We start from the raw sequence: 19,172 nt of genomic DNA on the forward strand, positions 1-19,172 counted from the left end.
GGGCAGAACCAGTATCCGGATGGGAGGATCATGGCCGATACCGCAACGAAAGAGAGAAAGCCGGCCAGGCAGACCCGATCGGAACAGGATGGCAAGGATCTGCAAGTCAGTCCTTTACCGTCGAGTGCCGATATCCTGGCCTCTTTTCTGATCAAGCACGGGCTTCTCACCCCCGGGCAGCTGCAGTATGCCCGCCGGGTGCAGGAAAAGCTGGCGACTCCGAAGACCCTGTTGCAGGTCCTCTATGATCTTGAATTCCTGAAGGAGAGTCAGCTGCGACAGGCGATGCAGCAGGACCGGGTCGGCATGCGGGTCGGCGACTTGCTGGTGGAACTCGGATATCTGCGGCCGCAGGACCTGCAGACGGCCCTGGCCCGACAGCGGGAGCTGAAAAACAGCAAAAAACTGGGCGAAATCCTGGTCGAGGACCATCTGATCGAGGAACACCGCTTCATCGAGGTTTTGGCCTACCAGATGGGCATCCCGGCGGTGGACCTTGACGCGGAGCAGCTTGACCGGACGCTCTTCTCCAAGGCTCCCGTCAACTATTATCAACGTCACAAGTTCGTTCCGGTCAAACAGGAAGAGGGGGCGGTTCTCATCGCCTTCGCCGATCCTTCCGACGAAGTGGATCTGCGGGCGGCCCGGGAGTTCTTCGGCAGCAATATTCGGGTCGGAATCGCCCCGGCGCGGGCCATCGACGAGTGGGTCGAGCGTTACCAGCGCGTGCGCTCGGCTTCGAAGGTTGCCTGCGATGAACGTACCATCGTCGGCCTGATCAACAAGCTCCTCGACGATGCCGTAGCCCACAATGCCAGCGACATCCACATCGAACCGATGAAGGACCGGTTGCGGATTCGCTTCCGCTGCGACGGGGTTCTGCTGCAATACCAGACGTTCAGTCTCGATCTCGCCGCCCCCATCGTCAGTCGTCTGAAGGTCTTGGCCAAGGCGGATATCGCCGAAAAGCGGCGGCACCAGGGTGGACGCATCCTCTACGAAAGTCCGACCACCGGTTCGACCCTTGATCTGCGGGTCTCCTTCTATGTGACCATTTACGGGGAAAAGGTGGTGCTGCGGCTGCTCAACCAGAAGGGGGAACTGCTCGAACTGAAGGATATCGGCATGGCGCCGAAGGTGCTGGAGCGCTTCCGCTTCGATGCCCTCGATTTGCCAAGCGGCGTACTGATCGTCACCGGGCCGACGGGGTCGGGCAAGACCACGACCCTGTATGGCTGTGTCAATTACCTGAACACCATTGAGACAAGCATTGTCACCGCCGAGGATCCGGTGGAGTACATTGTCGAAGGTATTTCCCAGTGCTCCATCAATCCGAAGATCGGCGTGACCTTCGAGGAGACTCTGCGCCACATCGTGCGTCAGGATCCGGATGTCATCGTTCTCGGGGAGATCCGGGATCACTTTTCGGCTGAAACCGCCATCCAGGCGGCTCTGACCGGACACAAGGTTCTGACGACTTTTCACACCGAGGACAGTATCGGCGGTCTGTTGCGCCTGATGAACATGGAGATAGAGGCTTTTCTCATCTCTTCAACGGTGGTGTGCGTTCTGGCCCAGCGTCTTTTGCGCAAGGTCTGTTCCGACTGCGCCGAACCGCAACAGCTCACCCCGGTCGAATTGCGCCGCCTCGGCTATAAGCCGGCCGATCTGGCCGGCGCCCGGTTCATGGCCGGGCGTGGTTGTCCGCGCTGCCGCTTCACCGGCCACCGCGGCAGGGTGGGGATCTTCGAGCTGTTGATCCTCAATGAGCAGGTCAAGGATGCCATTCTGCGGCGCAAGACCTCATACGAGATCCGCCGCATCAGTGTCGAGACCAGCGGTCTGGTCACCCTGTTCGAGGACGGCCTGGTCAAGGCGGCGCGCGGCCAGGTGTCGGTTCAGGATGTGTTGAGGCATTTGCCCAGGCTGGGCCGGCCGCGCAGCCTGCCGGAGCTGTACCGCATGCTGGGAGAGTGAACGATGAGCGATCAGTCCCTTCTTGCCATGGTGCAGCAGGCTCTCGAAGCCAAGGATCTGAAACTGCCGGTTTTCAACCGTACGGCCCTGGAGCTGCAGCGCGCCCTGCAAAAGGACGATTTCGACCTGGCAAAATGCGCCGCCCTGATCAGCCGTGATCAGGCCCTGGTCAGCGAGGTGCTCAAAGAGGCCAATTCGAGCTTTTACAGTGGTTTGAAAAAGGTCGTGACCATCCAGGACGCCATGGTGCGACTGGGGGCCAAGGAAGTTTTGCGGCTGACGGTCCAGATAACCCAACGCGGTCTCTACCGCAGCAAAATCAAGGGATTGCAGATTCTGATGGAGCGGCTCTGGAAACACGCTCTGGGGACGGCTCTCGGCGCCTTCTGGCTGGCTCGGCATGCCGGTTACCAGAATCTGATGCAGGAAGCCTTTCTTGGCGGCCTGATGCACGATATCGGACAGCTCTTTTTGCTCAAGGTGCTCGAGGATGTCAGGCGTGCCAATCCGCAGGTCAGCCTCTCAGAGGCCCTGGTCATGGAGGTGCTGGTGACCCTGCACGTGGAGCAGGGATATCGGCTGATGCAGCACTGGGGGTTGCCCGAGGAATACGCCGATATCGTTCGCTATCATCATCACGACGAGCCGCCTATCGATTCCCCCCTGCTCAGCCTGGTGATGCTGGCCAATCAGGCCTGCCGCAAGCTGGGTATTTCCCTGCGGCATGAGCCGGAGCTGATTCTGGCCACCACCCGTGAGGCACAGTTGCTCGGCATCAAGGAAACCACTCTGGCACAACTCGAAATCGCCCTTGAAGACAAGTTCTTCCCCAAGCAGCCGTCGGCCGTCGACTGATCCTGTTCAGTCTTCGTCCAGGAATCGTTTCAGCAGATCACCGTAACATTCGATCCGCCGGTCGCGCAAAAAGGGCCAGATACGGCGGACTTCCTCGCTGCGGCGCGGATCGATCTCCACCAGCAGATCGGCCTCTTCCGTTCCTCCGGATGCCAGAATTTCTCCCTGCGGACCACAGGCGAAACTGTTGCCCCAGAAATCGATGCCAGGGGTTGCTCCGGCAGGATCCTGCTCCTGACCGACCCGATTGACCGCCACCAGAGGCAGACCGTTGGCGACGGCGTGCCCGCGCTGCACCGTCAGCCAGGCCTGAAGCTGGCGTTCCTTTTCCCTGTCATCGTCCCGCGGATCCCAGCCGATGGCCGTCGGGTAGACGAGCAGGTCTGCGCCGCCCAGGGCCATCAACCGGGCGGCTTCCGGATACCACTGGTCCCAGCAGACCAGCACGCCGAGGTTGCCGATGGAGGTTCTGATGGGTCGAAAGCCGAGATCGCCGGGGGTGAAATAGAATTTTTCATAAAACCCGGGGTCGTCCGGAATATGCATCTTCCGGTAGCGGCCGGCCAGACGGCCGTCGCTGTCGATCACTACCGCCGTGTTGTGATAGAGGCCGGGGGCGCGGCGCTCGAACAGGGACAGCACCAGGACTACCTTCCGTTCGGCGGCGATGCGGGAGAAGAAGACGGTGCTCGGTCCGGGGATGGGTTCGGCCAGATCGAAGTTGACGACATCTTCCTGCTGGCAGAAGTAGGGGCCGTTGTGCAGTTCAGGAAGAACGACCAGCCCGGCACCCCGATCGGCGGCGCGATGGATGGCATCGGCGCATTTCTCTCTCGCCTCGGCCGGCGGCAGGTTGCATTCTTGCTGAATCAGGGCGGTCTTGACCGGTTTCATGGCAGAACTCCTTGTGGCAGCTGCATGGTCAGGCAGTGGATGGCTCCCCCCTGGGTGATCAGCGGCCGGGCGTCGATGCCGATGATCTCCCGGCCGGGGTAGGCCTCGGCGATAACTTCCAGGGCGCGTTCATCCGCCGGATCGTCGTAGAGAGGCACCAGCACCGCGTCATTGATGATCAGAAAATTGGCGTAGGAAGCCGGCAGTCTTCTGTTCCGGTCGTAAACGGCCCGGGGCCAGGGCAGGGGAAGGAGGCGGTAGGGGGCGCCGCTGCGGGTTCTCAGCCGCGCCAGCTCGCCGGCCATGGTCGCCAGATCTGCATAATGTTCGTCCTGCGGGTCGTCGCAGGCGATGTGAACGATGGTGTCGTTCGGGGCGAACCGGGCCAGGGTGTCGATGTGGGCGTCGGTGTCGTCGCCGGCCAGCCAGCCGTGATCGAGCCAGTGGACGCGGTCGATGCCGAGCTGGCTGCACAGCCGGGCCTCGATCTCGCCGCGGCTCAGGTGCGGATTGCGGTTGGGGTTCAGCAGGCAGCGGCTGGTGGTCAGCAGGGTACCGGCGCCGTCGGTTTCGATGCTCCCCCCTTCGAGAACCAGTCCCTGCACCGACAGGGGCGTATCGCCGAAAAAGCCCAGCCGGTGCAGACGACGGGTGACCTGGTTGTCGAGATCGGCGGCGAACTTCAGTCCCCAGGCGTTGAAGCCGAAGTCGAGCAGTTGCGGTCCGGTTTCCCGCAGGATGGTGACTGGACCGAAGTCGCGGCACCAGGTGTCGTTGGTCGGTACCTTTGCCAGTCGGACCCGGTCGGGAGCGATGCCGGCCTGAGCCAGCCGTTTTTTCACCCGCTCCGGTTCGGGAGTCGCGACCAGCAGGGTTTCGCGGGCGCAGATGGCGCGGGCCAGTTCGATAAACACCGGTTCGACCCGGTCGAGACAGTCCGCCCAGTCGGTGGCGGCGTGCGGCCAGGCGATGAGAACGCCGTCCTGACGTTCCCACTCGGCGGGGAGACGGATGGATGACATCTGACAGCTCCGGTTTCAGCTTTCGGTTTTCTGCCGGGAAAGATTCAGGGCAAGACTGCCATCGACCTGGTCATGGACCGCGTTGGCGAATTGAGCCATTCCTCAGAGAGTCTTTTCATGAAGGGACTCTCCCTGGCTGACGATCGTCCGGGAAGACTGACTGCCCATGGCCACGAATTTTCGGTGCATGGTTTTGGCGTGGGCAATCAGGTCGATGGGCATCTCTTTTTCCAGTTCGGCAATGACGCCGGCAAAGCGCAGGTAGATGGCGTTTTTTTCGGCAGAGGAACGTGGCAGGGAGTCGTCCTCGGTCACGACGGGCAGGTCGATATCGCTTTCCGGTCCCGCCGGACCGCGAGCATGCGACCCAAACAGAATGATTTTGTGAGGATCGATCTGCCGCAATTTTTCGACAAGTCGTTGCTTGAGATCCTCATGCATCACGAAATCTCCTGGTTTGCCGGTAGATTAACTCTGCAGTCTGCCATTTCCGAATTGGCGAGTCAAACGTGAATCCGGCAGGTTGTCGTGACGGGAATTCTATTTCCGCCTGCGGCGGAGCTTGGCCCAGAGAACAGTCAACAGAAGCGCCGCCAGGATCAGCAGGCTGAATCGGCCGGTCCAGCGCTGCACATTCTGCCAGCTGACTCCTGCCAGCCAGCCGAGTCCGGGATAGGTCAGTCCCCAGAGCAGGGCACTGACGAGGGCGAAGGTGGTGAACAGGGCCGGTGACATGCCGGCGCCGCCGGCGACAAAGGGGACGAATCCCCGTATCGGTCCGAAGAAGCGACCGAAAAGGACGCTCTTGCCGCCGTGCTCGGCGAAAAAGATCTCGGCCTTGCGCACCAGGTCGACTCTCCGGTTCAGCAGTGGATGTTTCAGCAGCTCGCCGCCGAAACGGGCGCCGAACAGATAGCTGATGAGGTCTCCACAAAAGGCCCCCAGGGTGGCGACGCCGATGAGAGGGAGGATTTCTCCCTTGCCGTGCAGGGCGAGAAAGCCGGCGAAGACGCAGAGGGTGCTGCCGGGCAGCAGCAGGCCGATCCCGACCAGGGATTCACCGAGGGCGATCAGGCCGATGAGCAGGTAATAGAGGCCGCCTTCGGGAAGAAACCGAAAAAAGATTTTCAGCCAGTCTTCCATGATTCTTGCGTCCTGCTCCTGTTCAGTCGTTCAGCGGGCTGAAGCTGGATGTCACCTCGTCGAACAGGGAACGGGCCGCGTCAAAATCCTCCGGTCGGGTGAACAGGCCGAGCTGGTAGAGCCGGGAGCCGGAGAGGATGTAGCGAACCAGGAAAGTCGAACGGCCGGTGTGCCCGAGGATCTCCCATTGTGGTCTCCCCCGGTTCGGCGATTCGCTGAAAGCTGTCAGTTCGAATCCCGGAAGCTGGCGGCGCAGCAGCTGCATAAGCCTTTCCCGGTCCGGACGGCCCCGACCGGGAAAGGCAGCCGCTTCGATCAGGACCCGGATGTTGCCGTTGTTCGGGGCGCAATCCCAGCGGACGGCGTAGGGGGCGGTCGATTCCGGTGGAGGGATGATGAAGGTTCTTTTCCAGCGGCCGGAAACCGTCAGGCTTAAACCGAGGTTGGCATCGAAATAGAGCGTTTTCGGGCCGCTGTCGGCGATGTCCTGCCTGCCGGCATTGCCCAGACAGCCGGCCAGAAGAACGCATAGCAGCAACGCTGCAACATGTCGCAGCAGGTGTTCTGTCTTCGTCCGGGTCACCTGTGCGCTTCTCCGGGATCAGTCTTCCCAGTAGATACAGGCCGCGGGACAGGCGTCCATGGCCTGTTCGATCTTCTCCTCCGGCGCTCCGGTCGGATTGTAGACCTCTGATTTGTGATCGTGATGGTCGTGTCCGTGTCCTTCCTCTTCGCCTTCCATGCGGAAGACTTCCGGGCAGATCTGGGTACAGACTTCGCAACTGATACAGCATTGCTGATCGACGACGGGGGTGCGTGGCATGGAGACTCCTTGTTGTCCGGGTTCTTTAGGTTCTGGTCGTTCTGCCCGGCAGCTCGGGCATCATGACTGGTTGCTTCAGAATCTTAGCATGACCCCTGCCCCCTGCAACAGGGTGGTTGGCCGGTGATGTGAATTTAACCCTGTTAATTTTCTCAGGTTTTGATAGATTGATGGCGAACGTGGAGCCCTTTTTCATGAATTCATTGTCCATGCGGGAGCGGATGCGCGACATCTCTGGCAAGTTCAGATGGCAGCCCGGTGTGCGTCAGGAAGTCGCCAGTTTGCTGCTGGCTCTCGTTCTTCCGTCAGTTCTGGCCGCGACCCTGATGCTGGGCAGTTTTTTTCAGCACCAGCAGCTTCGCCAGCAGCAGAAAAACCTGGTGGCGGTTGCCGATTCGGTCAGCCGCATCCTGTCGGCGAAGCTGTCTGCCGACAGTCTGGACCGGAATGCGATGGAAGGGACGCTGAAGACCCTTCTGGAGCCCTGGGGTGATATCGCGGTTCTGCGCCACTGGCGGTACGAAACCGGGAATCGGAAGATTCTCTCTGCCGACCGCAGGGAGTCTTTCGGTTCGGTACTGACCGGCATGGTGCCCGAAAGTCGTCTGCGCTACAACCCCTGGCCGCTCCGTTTCGGTTTGTCCACGGAGGTGGAGCTGGTTGTCGCCGTCCCTCTTTTGCATGGCGGGGTTCCGGCTCAGCGGTTGCTGCTGACATTTTCCCTGGCGTCGACAGCGAAAGAACTGGCGGCGCTGCAGCGAACTCTCTTTATTCTGGCCGCCCTCTACGGCCTGGCGGTCATGGGGATTCTCTACCTTGTTCTGGGCAAGAGAATCGTCAGGCCGCTGCGAGCCCTGCAAACCCGTCTGGTCGATGTGTCGCGAGCCGGCGGGGCACCGCTTCATCTCGACGGGCCACGGGAGATTGCGGATTTGGCGCGCAGCTTCAACGACATGATCAAGGCACTGGCGGCAAGCGAGGAACGTCTGCGGGCCAACCTGCAGTCCCTCGAGCGGTCGAACGCCGAGCTGCGGCAGGCGAGGGAGGAGCTGATTCGCAGCGAAAGGCTCTCCGCCGTGGGGCATCTTGCCGCCGGCATGGCCCATGAAATCGGTAATCCACTGGGTGCGGTCATCGGCTATCTCGACGTGCTTTCCTCGGAGCGGTTGCCGGAATCGTCGCACGGGATGGTCGAGGCGGCGCTGAAGGAATGCGCCCGTATCGATCGTCTGGTCAGGGAACTGCTCGAATTTGCGCGGCCGGAAGCGGACGCGGACCTGCAGTGCCGTCTGTCGGACGTGGTTGGGGAAGCTCTCGACTTTCTTGGCAACCAGGGCGCACTCAAGGGGATCGAGCTGTCCGTCGATTGTCGGGATGACACGCCGGTTCGCGGCAGTTTTCACCGGCTGCTGCAGGTGGCGGTCAACCTGCTGCTGAACGCCCGGGATGCCTGCGAAGATCGCGGACGAATCGAAGTCAGAACCGGCAGGCGGGAAAAAGAGGCCTTTTTCGAAATCCGGGATTCGGGTTCGGGGATTGATCCCGACCAGCGGAAGCATATTTTCGATCCATTCTTTACCACCAAGCAGCCCGGCCGGGGATGGGGACTCGGACTCAGCATCTGTCACCGGATTGTCGACCAGTACGGCGGCCGGATCGAAGTCGAATCGGCTGTCGGACAGGGAAGCCGGTTCAGGGTTTTCTTGCCGGCGGCTGCGGATGAAGGGGTGGAATGATGCGCGTGTTGGTGGTTGATGATGATTCGGGCATGCGCCAGATGCTGCGGCTCATGCTTGAAAAGAACGGCTATGAAGTCGAAGAAGCCGGTGACGGGCGCGAGGCGATCGCGCTGCTGGCCCAAAGGCGTTGCCCGCTTGTTCTCTGCGATGTGCGCATGCCGGATGTCGATGGCCTGGCGTTTCTCGATCTTCTCGAACAGGAAGAAGTGAGCGCCACCGTCATCATGATGAGCGCCTACGGCAGCATCGAGACGGCTATCGAGTGCCTCAAGCGCGGCGCCTACGATTACATTTCCAAACCGTTCAAGACCGACGAGGTCGTTCTCACCCTGAAGAAGGCCGAAGAACGGCTGCGCCTGCTGCGTGAAAACGCGCTGCTCAGGGCACAGATTTCGGCACCCAGGCTGCCCGACATCATCTACAGAAGCCGGACAATGGCCGAACTGATGGATCTGGTGCGCAGGGCCGCCGCCAGCGACAGTCCGGTACTGGTGACCGGAGAGACCGGGACCGGCAAGGAGCTCGTGGCCCGCGCTCTTCATGATGCCGGCCCCCGGCGCGAGGGTCCTTTCGTGCCGGTCAACTGCAGCGCCATCGCTTCGGGACTGCTCGAAAGCGAGCTGTTCGGCCATGCCAGGGGAGCCTTCACCGGTGCCGACCGTGCCCGGGACGGTCTTTTTCTTGCGGCGGATGGAGGAACGCTCTTTCTCGACGAGATCGGGGAATTGCCTCTCGAGCTCCAGCCCAAGCTTCTGCGTGTTCTGCAGGAAAAAGAGGTACGACGGGTGGGGGATGCAAAGGCCCGGCCGGTGAACGTCAGGGTTGTCGCCGCCACGGCCAGGAATCTGTGGAAGGAAGTCGAGGCCGGGCGTTTTCGCGACGATCTCTATTTCCGGCTGGCGGTGGTCGAGCTGGCGATTCCACCACTACGGGAGCGGCCCGATGATATTCCGGTTTTGGCCCGATTCTTTCTCGAACGGCATGCCGCCAGGGAAGGCAGGCCGACGCCGGAGCTGACCGGGGACGCGATGGCCCTGCTGCAGAGCTACTCCTGGCCGGGCAATGTCAGGGAACTGGAGAATTTCATGGCCAGGATCCTGATTTTCTGCCGGGGAAGCAGGATCGGCAGGGACGACATGCCCTGGGATCTGCGGCGCAGCGATCGTTCCCGCGAGAACGACTTTTCGCTGAAGAAGGCGACGGAAAGGCTCGAAAAGGAGTACATTCGCAAGGCACTGGCCGCGACCGGCGGCAACCGGACGAAAGCGGCCAGGTTGCTTGAAATCAGCCTGCGGGCGCTGATGTACAAGATCAAGGATCATGGTCTGGGGGGGGATGAAAAGAATGCATCCTGATCGTGCAATATTTGCACGTGCGATGAAGCTGTGGATGTGCATTGCATGGGCCCGATGGCCCGAGAGGCCGGAATGACGCTGATCCCGCGGTTGGTTCGGGTTTTGCAAAATGACAGGTTGCCGGATGACTTTGGCTCATGGAGATCGAGACGAGAGACGACGAAATGAAGAAGATGACTGGCACGCAAGAGGCGCGGCGAAGACCGGCCGGAGGAGATCGGGGTTTTACCCTGATCGAACTCATGGTGGCCATGGTGATCTTTCTGATCGTATCCATGGGAGCCTTGCCGCTGATGATTTCGAACATGCATCTCAATCAGCGCAACGCCATGCGCAACGTGGCCATCGAGGTGGCCGGCAGGTGGGTCGAATGGCTGCACAGCCAGAAGTGGCGCCCCACGGATACGGCCGACCTGAACGTTCCCGACGTGGCGGCGACGGCGGATACCATCGATCCCCGGTTTTCTTATGCCATTAATTGCAATGAAGTCGTCAATGACAGGCGGTATGACTGCCGGGTTACTGTAACCTGGAACTACAGAGGACAGGCCTACAGCTATGCGGTTGATACCATTGTTGTCGAATGAATCCCCGTCCGTGAAGTGGACGCGGCCTGAGAGCTCGCAGGCGGGATTCAGCCTGATCGAGGTGATGATCGCCCTGTGCATCATGGGCATTCTGGCCGCTTTCATGTTTCCCGCCTTCTGGGAGTTTCAGAAGCAGGGGTTGCGGGAAATCTGCAAGAACGACCTCTACGACCGGGCCGAACGGCTGAAGATCTTTGTTGGCGACGAAATCAAGATGGCCGGTTTTCTGGTCGGACGCAATTTTTCCACCGATCTCAGTATTGGCGGCAACACCTACCCGACCTCGATTGTCGTGACCGACAACGACAATGCCGACGACGAGATCTCCTTCATCAAGGGAGAGGAGAGTTTTCCGCCGATCTTCGTGCTCGACACGCTGGCCGGGCCGCCGGTCCAGGTTCGCACCTGCGTCGCCCAGGATTCGCTGGCCGGCCTGAGTTCGAATGACAAGAGGGCACGGCTGGGGCTGGAGGGCGGTACGGTCCACGACCGGATCGCCTTTGCCAACCAGAAGCGGATCTACCAGATTTTCGACGACGTCAACGACGGTGTCAGTTTCGGGGCCGTGGTGACGGCCGGCAATGCTCCCTGCAACAAGACGTTCGACACACAGCTCGTCACCATCAGCCTGACAACCTCCCTGATCGACGATGTGCCGGAAGGGACCGAAATCTTTCCGGTGCGGGTGCGCAGGTTCCATATCGTGAAATCGGGGAGCGAAAGCCAGTTGCGTTACAGTGATCTCGACCAGGACGAGATCATCGATCGTCAGGTCGACGGCCTGCAGCTGCAGTATCTGGTCGACGGCAACTGGGTCGATGCCCCGGGCGCGACCGAGGACATCCGTGCCGTGCGGTTCTATCTGCTGGTGCGGGCGCTGGCCCCCGACCAGGGGTTGATCAACACCGTCGACTATTCCTCACAGATGGGTAACGCTGTGTCCAATACCTATGGACCTTACAACGATGCATTCCGGCGGATCGTCGTCGTCGGTGAAGTCGAGGTGAAGAACTATGTTACGCGATGACAGGGGAATCGCCCTGGTGACCGTGATCATGATGACAGCCTGCATCATGGCCATCGTCACCCTGGTCGCCTACAAGGTGCTGAGGTCGACGACCGACAGTGTCGCCGTCAAGAGCAAGGCGCAGACTTATCATAATGCCAACGCCGGGCTCGAAAATGCCCGGCTGATACTGAACGACCAGTACAAGTCCAGCGAATTCTGGCACTATTTTCTCGACCCGGACAGCGATCCGAACTACAGCGGACCGGCAACCGACCCGGACCAGAACAAGAACCTCTTTCTTCGGGCCACCGGCCTGGTTCCGGCCAACTTCGGCAACGATCCCGATCTGAGCATCGACGTGTTCGTCAAGGACAACGACGACGGGGACGGGACCAACGCCGTCGATACCGACCAGCTGATTCTGGTCAATGTCAGGGCGCAGCGGACCGACGGTGCCGTGACCATGATCGAAAGCCGCCTGCTCTTCGACGACAGCGAGGATTCCTACAGCCAGGCGGGCGGCGGTCCTGGGAAGGAACACTACCGCAACGTCAGTGGTATCGGCGACGCGGCAAATCTGGGTACGAGCACCGAATCGTTCAAGCTGGGCGATTGAGAAGCAGGGGAGGTCGATATGAAAGGGATCGGTAAATTTCTGGCTCTGATCGTGGTCATCCTGGCCATGGCGGCATCACCGGCCCGGGCGGCCAAGATGAGTTTTCCGGCCGGATCGCTCATTGTGCCCATGGACCCCTGTTGGCAGCCGAACAACGACCCCAATCTCAACGCTGTCTTCCGGTCGACGGGCTGTGACGCGGACCTGAACGACAATGGACTGTACCAGGCCTACGGCATGATCTACGAGATTCTGCGCAGCGGCGCCAAGGTGGCCTGGGTGGTGCGTCCCGACAAGGTGACGCCGGACGACGTCGACTTCACCATCGCCGGCCAGCCCGACCTGACGACCGGCGACATCATTCCGCCGGTGAAGAAGGTGGACCGGACCAAGACCGACCCGGCCAACTGGCCGGATATCGATCCGCCCGCGCGAACCCTCAGCTGGACGGACAACGCCGGCACCAGCGTCACCGAGAATTTCGACGCCCATGTCATCGATTACCGGGGCGGTCCCTTCGTCATCCACAAGAAGTTTCTTACCACCGAAGTGTTGCAGATCGTCAACGCCTTCGCCGACGTCAAGGTGCATTCGGCCAATGTCAGCTTCTCGGCCCCGATCGACAAGGTGCTCGACAAGGTGCCGCCCAAGCTCGCCATTCTCGGTTCCGGCAAGGTCGATATTCTGCGTTCCTACCTGCAGGCGGCCGGCCTGCTCGGTCTCGAAACGCTGGTCTTCAACGAGGTGACGGTACCCGAAATCATCGAGGACGTTCTGACCACTCCCGATGCGGACGGCAACACTTACAGCCTCTTCTGGGCGCCGCACTGGGTCATCATGGACGAGATCAACGGCCCGGTCACCCTCTCGGACGGTACGGTTCTGACGGCCGATGAGGCGCGAGTTCAGGTGCTGCAGAAGCTGCGGGCCTTCATGGAGGCGGGCAACTCGGCCTTTCTTGAGTGTGCCTCCATCGAGAGTATCGAAGGCTCCGAGGACATGGAAAAATCGGGCGGTGGCGTCGACGATGCCTCCATCGACGCCCAGGGTGGCTGGGTGACCGACAAGGCCAAGCCAGGTCCGCGTCTCTACACCGACGGCGGACTGATGGACCCCGACCAGATCATCTACGACAAGCCGTCCGGCTTTTTGACCCAGTGCGCGGGCTGGATCTACACGCCCCAGGGCGGTCATGTCCACAATTTCAAGCCGCACGCCAACGTCGGCGGGCTCTACAACAACACGGTCGAGCGTTTTGCCCACGATCCGGACGGCGCCGGAGGGCAGGGGTACGACTACTACGTTGGCGGCCGGATCAACGGCAGCCCGTCCCAGGGGTACGTCACCTACCTGGCCGGTCACCGCTATCTGGAATGCAACAACACCTGGACGCCGCCGGGCGGGACCACGACGACCGTGGCGACGGCACCGACCAAGCGCATCTTCGACCTGGTCATCGACGAGCCTCTCGATCCGGCGGACCAGGTGGTGCTCAGTTTCTACTATTCCGGGTCGCCGACGGCGATCGACGTCACCATGAGTCCCGACGGTTCTCTCAACTTCGCCGACGAGGACGGGGTCCTGCTTTCCGACCTGGACCAGTGGGTTTCCAGCCAGACGGCCGGCAAGACCCATCTCGAAGGCATCGCCCTCAGCAACCTGTCGCCGCTGGAGCAGACCATCGAAAAGGTGGTGGTCACCTGGCCCTCTTCGGGGGTGGCGTCCTCCTGCACTCCCTCGGGCACCTACAGCGCGGTGCTGAAATCGGAATCGAAACAGAAAGACAAGACCCTGTGCGTCAATACCCCGCCGGGCACGGTGTGCGACCCGGGGCCCCCCCTCCACCTGAAGGATTATCACAAGGACAAGAAGTGGGACAAAACACCGCCTCAGCTGGAGGTGACGGTCACCGAGAACACAGATGTCTTCCAGTTCGGTTTTCGTGTCAACGGTTCCGTTACGCCGCTTTCGTTCGAGCTCGATCTGAGCGCGGAATTCAAGCCGGCGGCGACCGGCAACTATGACATCAAGCGGTCCGACACCATCGACCTGAAGGACGCCTCGGGGCAGGCCATTCTCTATGTCAAGCTCGACAAGGTTTCCTACAAGTTCAATTCGGACGGCAGCTTTGACAAGGTGGTCATCAAATTCAAGGAGATCTCCCGCGCCAACGGCTACACGGGGGATGTCGATCTTGACGACATGGTGGTGGACTGGAGCTGCGTGAATGTCGTGGCGGTGCCGGGCTACACGCTCTACGAGAACGGCACGGCGGTGGCATCCGGTGAAAACGGTGCCGCCGACACCGGCATCAACCTGACTTTGGGCGCGGTGTCCACCGGTTCCGGCAGCACGGATCCGGCGACGTCGCCCACCATCGATCCGTCCTACATCTCCTACTGCGATATCAAGAAGAACAACACCTGCGGTACGCGTTTCGTGCTGAACACGGTGCTGGGTCTGCAGTTCACGGTCATCACCAGCACCTACGTGCAGTCGTCGCCGATCATCGACGGTTCCCTGGCCTTCCAGGGGTCCTACGAGTTCCCGACCTACCGGGGGCATTTCCAGGCGATTGACATAAGCAGCAACTGGGATGCCGCCTCGGCCATAGTCTGGGACGCGGCCGAGGTCATGCCGCCGGCGGGCACCGGAAACCCGGCGACGATCAGTTCCTCGCCGGCCAGCCGCTACATCTTCACCAACAACGGCACGACGAAAGTGGGCTTTGACATCAACGCCGCGACCAAGACCACCGATTACCTGCACCTGCAGATGGGGCTGGCGACGATCGAGGAAACCCAGGCCTGGATCAACACGGTGCGCGGTCGGGACAAGGCGACGCCGTTACTGGTGGCCGGTGAAGGCGAGCGGCCGAACCGGCTCTGGGGCATCCGGACCTCGACGCCGGCCATTGTCGGTTCCTCGTCGCTGATCCAGGACGAGCATCGTGACCGCATTGCCTATGTCGGCGGCGACGACGGCATGCTGCACGCCTTCTACGCCGGCTCCTACGATTCCACTACCGGCAAGTACACCGCCGGTACCGGCAAGGAGATCTGGGCCTACATCCCCTCGACCCTGCTGCCTTTCCTGCAGCAGCAGGACTATGTCGATCCCAACAAGGAGCCGGTGGTGTCCGTTTCCGGTTCGCCGGCGGTGCGGGATGTCCTGATGCCGATCAAGGATGCCAACGGCAATGTCGTCGGCACCGAGTACCGGACCATCCTGATCGCCACCGCCACTGTGGCGAAGGAGAACCGTGGACTGATCTTTGCCCTCGATGTCACCGATCCCTACACTCCCAAGGTGCTCTGGGAGACCGATCTCTCCCCGTACAATGTCGGCGATGCCAAGGGAGTGGCTCTGGGCAAGGTGCGCCTGGGTGACAGTATCGGCAACTGGGTTTTCCTGACCGCCAATTACCATCAGCCCCTCGATGCCAACGGCAACGTCGACACCAACAACGGTTCCTACGGCATCAACCTGCTGGCGCTCGACGTCTTTACCGGCCAGTTTATCTGGCAGTGGCACGACAACTATCCCGTCAACGGCAACGTTTCGGCCACGCCGGCGCCGCCGAGCCTGCTCGATTACGACAACAACGGCGTGGTCGACTACATCGTTTTCGGCGACCTGGCCGGTCGGCTGTGGCAGATTCCTTCCCGGGGACCCGAGAAGTACCAGGAATACGACCCGGATACCCAGAGCATGGTCTGGAAGACCAAGTCCATTTCGCCCGCCTATGCAATCACGGATGCCAACGGCACTCTTCTTGGTGTGCCCATCGGCGCGCCGGTGGCTCTCTACGGCAAGACCGCCATTTTCGGTACCGGCGGTACCGATTTCGCGCCGGACAACATGCAGTACGGCCTCTATGCCGTCAAGCTGCACGATCCGCCGGGAGGCAGCCTGCTGTGGAAGGCGGAGAGCATCGACGCCGTCGGCACCGGCAACTTCCTGGCCATGGGTGAAAAGATCTGGGGCGCGCCTACCATCGATGGCCAGGGCCGGATCTACATTGCCACCGGCAAGGGCTACAGAGAGCAGGACCAGGATGCGGCCAGCACCATCGACAAAAACACCCAGAGTACGGGGCGGGTGATGGTGCTCAGCTCCAAGGGCAAGCTTCTCGGTTCGGTGACCACGGAAAGCGCGGCCGTCGGTTCGGTCGAGATCGTCGAGGGCGGAGCCGTGGCCACCGACTTCTCGGGCAACATGCTGCGTCTGGGCAATCCCACGGCCGTTGGTGACTACAAGGGGATTCGCGTCAAGGTCTTTTCCTGGAGGTTGCGGTGAGAGGACGTAGCGAGGCCGGATTCACCCTGATCGAGCTGCTCGTGGTCATCGGACTGATGGCTATCCTGTTCGGGATCGCCGGAGGCGTGATGAGTGACCAGTTCCGGCGCTGGAGCCTGCGCAACGCCGCCAACCGGGTGCTGGAGGATATGCGTGCCGCCCAGATGGAGGCCATCAAGGCGGGTGATTACCAGTCTGTTCCCGCCGCCACCGGCGAGCAGTTCATTCAGCAGAATGTCTTCGTGGTGTTCGACCCCGCCGCCAACAGCTACAGGGCCGAACTCTGGGTCGACGATGATGGGGACGGAAATCCCGAAGCGACCGACAACAACGGCTATCCCGACGCTGCCGACAGTTTCACCACGTTATTGGAGAACAGCCTGCCGAACGGCTTCAGCTTCAATTCCGGCCCGGCGACGACTTCGGCCTGCTCCGGCAGTTCGGCCATCAATCCGGTTGGCAGTGACGACGTCACCTTTTCCAGGCCGAACTATCCGCCCTGCAACGGCAAACCATGCATCCGTTTCGACGGCCGGGGCAAGGTCAGCTCTGTCGGCAACATCTACATTACCGACGGCCGCCGGACCTACGCCGTCAATTCCCTGCGTCCGGGATTCTTTCGTCTCTGTATGAGTGACGGTGGAAACTGGCGATGACGCATCTTCTGCAGTGAATGAACCCGGCTGTTTCGGCAGTCGGGTTTTTTCTTTTCCTCACTGGAAAATCCTGTCACTATGCGTCGCATGAAACACCGCCGAAAACAGCTTCGAATTGACGAAGGAAAGGTCCTGTCCTGGCTTCAGGCCCATCCGGGGGTTCATGACGCCGGCGACATCGGCCGCGGCATCGGCATCCGGCGACATGAACGGCGGGTCTTCCTGGCGCTGCTGGTCAACCTGGCCGACCGCGGACTGGTCGAACGGCTCAAGGGAGACCGTTACCGGCTGGTGCCCCGCCGGCGATTGAGCGGCGTTCTCGCCCTGCGTCCCGAGGGATACGGCTTTCTGCGGGTGGACGGGGAAGAGGATATTTCCGTCTTTCTGCCGGCCCGCGAACTCGGCGAGGTGATGGATGGCGACCGCCTGACGGTTGTCGCCTGGCGGGACAGTCGCGGCCGCTGGGAGGGTCGGCTGGAGCGCATTCTCGAACGGGCGCGTTCGGAGGTGGTCGGAGTCTTTCATCCCGGTCGCCGGGATCATCTGGTCGTTCCCTTGGGGCGGGAGGCTCTGCCACCGGTCGTCGTGCCGCGCGGCGCCACCAGCCAGGCGCAGCCGGGGCAGGTGGTGGTCGCGGCCATCCGGCACTATCCGGAGCGGGGCAGGCCCGCACGAGGTGAAATCGTCAGGGTGCTGGGCGATGCCGACGACCCCCGGGTCGAGGTGACGGCGACGGCTATCCGCTTCGGTCTGCCGTACGAATTTTCCCGCCCGGCGCTGGCCGAAGCCGAAACCATAGCCGAGCGGGTTTCCGAGGCGGACCTGGCCGGCAGGCGGGATCTGCGTTCCTTGCCCTTTGTCACCATCGATGGACTCTCGGCGAAGGATTTCGATGACGCGGTGCAGTGCGAACGTGTCGATGACGGCTTTCTGTTGCGGGTCGCCATTGCCGATGTGGCGCACTATGTTCGTCCCGGCAGTCCTCTCGACCGGGAAGCCCGCGAGCGGGGTACCAGCGTCTATTTTCCGGGCAGCTGCATCCCCATGTTGCCGGAACGGCTCAGCAACGGCATCTGTTCACTCAATCCCGATGCGGACCGGCTGGTGTTGCTGGCCGAGCTCGACTTCGATAGAGAGGGGCAACGTCGGAACGTCCGCTTCAGTTCCGCCGTCATCCGCAGCGTCGCCCGCCTGACCTACACCGAGGTCCAGGCCCATCTTGACGGACGGAAACGCGAGCGTCCCGGTTGCGACCAGCTGGATGACATGGCGGCGCTGGCCCGGCTGCTGCAGCGGCGCCGGCAGGAGTTCGGAAGTCTCGATCTCGATCTGCCGGAAGCGGACATCGTTCTCGACCTGCGCGGCCGGCCCGAGGCGATTCTCAGGCGGGAGCGGCTCTTTTCCCACCGCATCATCGAAGAGTTCATGCTGGCGGCCAACCAGGCGATTGCGTCCTTTCTCGAACGGCAGGGCGAGGCCTTTCCCTACCGGATTCACGAGCCGCCTGCCATCGACCGTCTCATGGAGCTGCAGCACTACCTGGCCCATTTCGGACTCGGCTTCAACATCGACCAGGAGGGGCCGAAACCATCCGATTTCAGCGATCTGCTGCAGCAGGTTGAGGACGATGCGGTGTTGTCGCTCGTGGTCAACCAGGCTCTTTTGCGGGCCATGAAGCAGGCCCGCTACAGCGCCGACAACCTCGGGCATTTCGGTCTCGGCATGAGCCATTACTGTCACTTTACCTCACCGATCCGCCGCTATCCCGACCTGCTGGTGCACCGCGCCCTGCGCCGGGCCCTGGCGCTGGACCGGAGTCCGGCTCCCGCGGCGCTGGCCGAACTTTGCGAACAGGCTTCGCATCTGGAGCGCCGGGCCATGGAGGCCGAGCGCGATGTGCTGCAACTGAAAAAGTGCCAGTACATGGCGCGGCATATCGGAGCCGACCATGCCGGCGTGGTAGCGATGGTCCGTCCCTTCGGGCTGTTCGTGGAGCTTGACGACATCTTCGTCGAGGGGCTGGTCCATGTCAGCCGGATGGAAGATGACGTCTACTATTTTGATGAAGATTTGCAGCGTTTGGTCGGCTATAATCGGCGCAGAATTTTCCAGATTGGCGACCGGGTTCGCGTTCGGGTCGACCGGGTCGACGTCGAAGGTCGCCGGATCGACTTTGTTTTGCTCGACGGAGAGTGAT

General features: G+C 61.5%; 16 protein-coding genes. 10 read left to right on the forward strand and 6 right to left on the reverse strand.

The genetic code is table 11. From position 1 onward, the window contains the following. Window positions 1-30: 30 nt before the first annotated feature. Both EDC39_RS00385 and EDC39_RS00390 read left to right on the forward strand, forming a co-directional pair. Window positions 31-1,977 carry a GspE/PulE family protein gene (locus tag EDC39_RS00385; RefSeq protein ID WP_148894120.1) on the forward strand — a complete coding sequence of 649 codons (1,947 nt, stop codon included), beginning with the start codon at window positions 31-33 and terminating at the stop codon, window positions 1,975-1,977. A gap of 3 nt (window positions 1,978-1,980) precedes the next feature. Continuing rightward, complete coding sequence (locus tag EDC39_RS00390; protein WP_148894121.1) at window positions 1,981-2,832, forward strand: HDOD domain-containing protein; 852 nt, start codon at window positions 1,981-1,983, stop codon at window positions 2,830-2,832. A gap of 6 nt (window positions 2,833-2,838) precedes the next feature. On the opposite strand, the gene EDC39_RS00395 is transcribed toward EDC39_RS00390, so the two are convergent. From EDC39_RS00395 to EDC39_RS00420, 6 genes are all read right to left on the reverse strand, one after another. Further along, window positions 2,839-3,726: a carbon-nitrogen hydrolase gene (locus EDC39_RS00395; protein ID WP_148894122.1), complete on the reverse strand. Its 888-nt coding sequence runs from the start codon at window positions 3,724-3,726 to the stop codon at window positions 2,839-2,841. After that, complete coding sequence (locus tag EDC39_RS00400; protein ID WP_148894123.1) at window positions 3,723-4,748, reverse strand: agmatine deiminase family protein; 1,026 nt, start codon at window positions 4,746-4,748, stop codon at window positions 3,723-3,725. Before EDC39_RS00400 ends, EDC39_RS00395 begins: the two co-directional genes overlap by 4 nt. A 102-nt stretch (window positions 4,749-4,850) precedes the next feature. Further along, complete coding sequence (locus EDC39_RS00405) at window positions 4,851-5,189, reverse strand: nucleotidyltransferase domain-containing protein (RefSeq protein WP_148894124.1); 339 nt, start codon at window positions 5,187-5,189, stop codon at window positions 4,851-4,853. 99 nt (window positions 5,190-5,288) lie between these two features. Then, complete coding sequence (locus EDC39_RS00410) at window positions 5,289-5,891, reverse strand: DedA family protein (RefSeq protein WP_148894125.1); 603 nt, start codon at window positions 5,889-5,891, stop codon at window positions 5,289-5,291. A 22-nt stretch (window positions 5,892-5,913) separates the two neighbouring features. Continuing rightward, window positions 5,914-6,474, reverse strand: coding sequence for a hypothetical protein (locus tag EDC39_RS00415; protein ID WP_148894126.1), 561 nt, complete (start codon window positions 6,472-6,474; stop codon window positions 5,914-5,916). A gap of 18 nt (window positions 6,475-6,492) precedes the next feature. Then, window positions 6,493-6,714 carry a ferredoxin gene (locus EDC39_RS00420; RefSeq protein WP_148894127.1) on the reverse strand — a complete coding sequence of 74 codons (222 nt, stop codon included), beginning with the start codon at window positions 6,712-6,714 and terminating at the stop codon, window positions 6,493-6,495. Window positions 6,715-6,908: 194 nt separating this feature from the next. On the opposite strand from EDC39_RS00420, the gene EDC39_RS00425 reads away from it, so the two are divergent. The 8 genes from EDC39_RS00425 to rnr all read left to right on the forward strand — a co-directional run bounded on the left by EDC39_RS00425 (window position 6,909) and on the right by rnr (window position 19,171). Continuing rightward, a complete protein-coding gene (locus EDC39_RS00425) occupies window positions 6,909-8,450 on the forward strand; it encodes a sensor histidine kinase (protein WP_187426566.1) in 1,542 nt (513 codons plus the stop codon). Then, window positions 8,447-9,808: a sigma-54-dependent transcriptional regulator gene (locus tag EDC39_RS00430; protein ID WP_148894129.1), complete on the forward strand. Its 1,362-nt coding sequence runs from the start codon at window positions 8,447-8,449 to the stop codon at window positions 9,806-9,808. Before EDC39_RS00425 ends, EDC39_RS00430 begins: the two co-directional genes overlap by 4 nt. A gap of 137 nt (window positions 9,809-9,945) precedes the next feature. Continuing rightward, window positions 9,946-10,395: a type IV pilus modification PilV family protein gene (locus EDC39_RS00435; protein WP_148894130.1), complete on the forward strand. Its 450-nt coding sequence runs from the start codon at window positions 9,946-9,948 to the stop codon at window positions 10,393-10,395. Between the two features lie 10 nt (window positions 10,396-10,405). Further along, window positions 10,406-11,422, forward strand: coding sequence for a prepilin-type N-terminal cleavage/methylation domain-containing protein (locus EDC39_RS00440; protein WP_187426567.1), 1,017 nt, complete (start codon window positions 10,406-10,408; stop codon window positions 11,420-11,422). Next, window positions 11,409-12,020 (forward strand): pilus assembly PilX family protein, encoded by a 612-nt coding sequence (locus EDC39_RS00445; protein ID WP_148894132.1) that lies wholly within the window; start codon window positions 11,409-11,411, stop codon window positions 12,018-12,020. The genes EDC39_RS00440 and EDC39_RS00445 overlap by 14 nt, the downstream gene beginning before the upstream one ends. Window positions 12,021-12,038: 18 nt before the next feature. Next, window positions 12,039-16,319: a PilC/PilY family type IV pilus protein gene (locus tag EDC39_RS00450; protein ID WP_148894133.1), complete on the forward strand. Its 4,281-nt coding sequence runs from the start codon at window positions 12,039-12,041 to the stop codon at window positions 16,317-16,319. Continuing rightward, window positions 16,316-16,975, forward strand: a complete 660-nt coding sequence (locus EDC39_RS00455; RefSeq protein WP_187426568.1) for a prepilin-type N-terminal cleavage/methylation domain-containing protein — start codon at window positions 16,316-16,318, stop codon at window positions 16,973-16,975. Before EDC39_RS00450 ends, EDC39_RS00455 begins: the two co-directional genes overlap by 4 nt. Window positions 16,976-17,053: 78 nt before the next feature. Then, window positions 17,054-19,171 carry a ribonuclease R gene (rnr, locus tag EDC39_RS00460; RefSeq protein ID WP_148894135.1) on the forward strand — a complete coding sequence of 706 codons (2,118 nt, stop codon included), beginning with the start codon at window positions 17,054-17,056 and terminating at the stop codon, window positions 19,169-19,171. Window position 19,172: the final 1 nt, after the last annotated feature.

Source organism: Geothermobacter ehrlichii, assembly GCF_008124615.1.
In the GTDB taxonomy this organism is placed as follows: domain Bacteria; phylum Desulfobacterota; class Desulfuromonadia; order Desulfuromonadales; family Geothermobacteraceae; genus Geothermobacter; species Geothermobacter ehrlichii.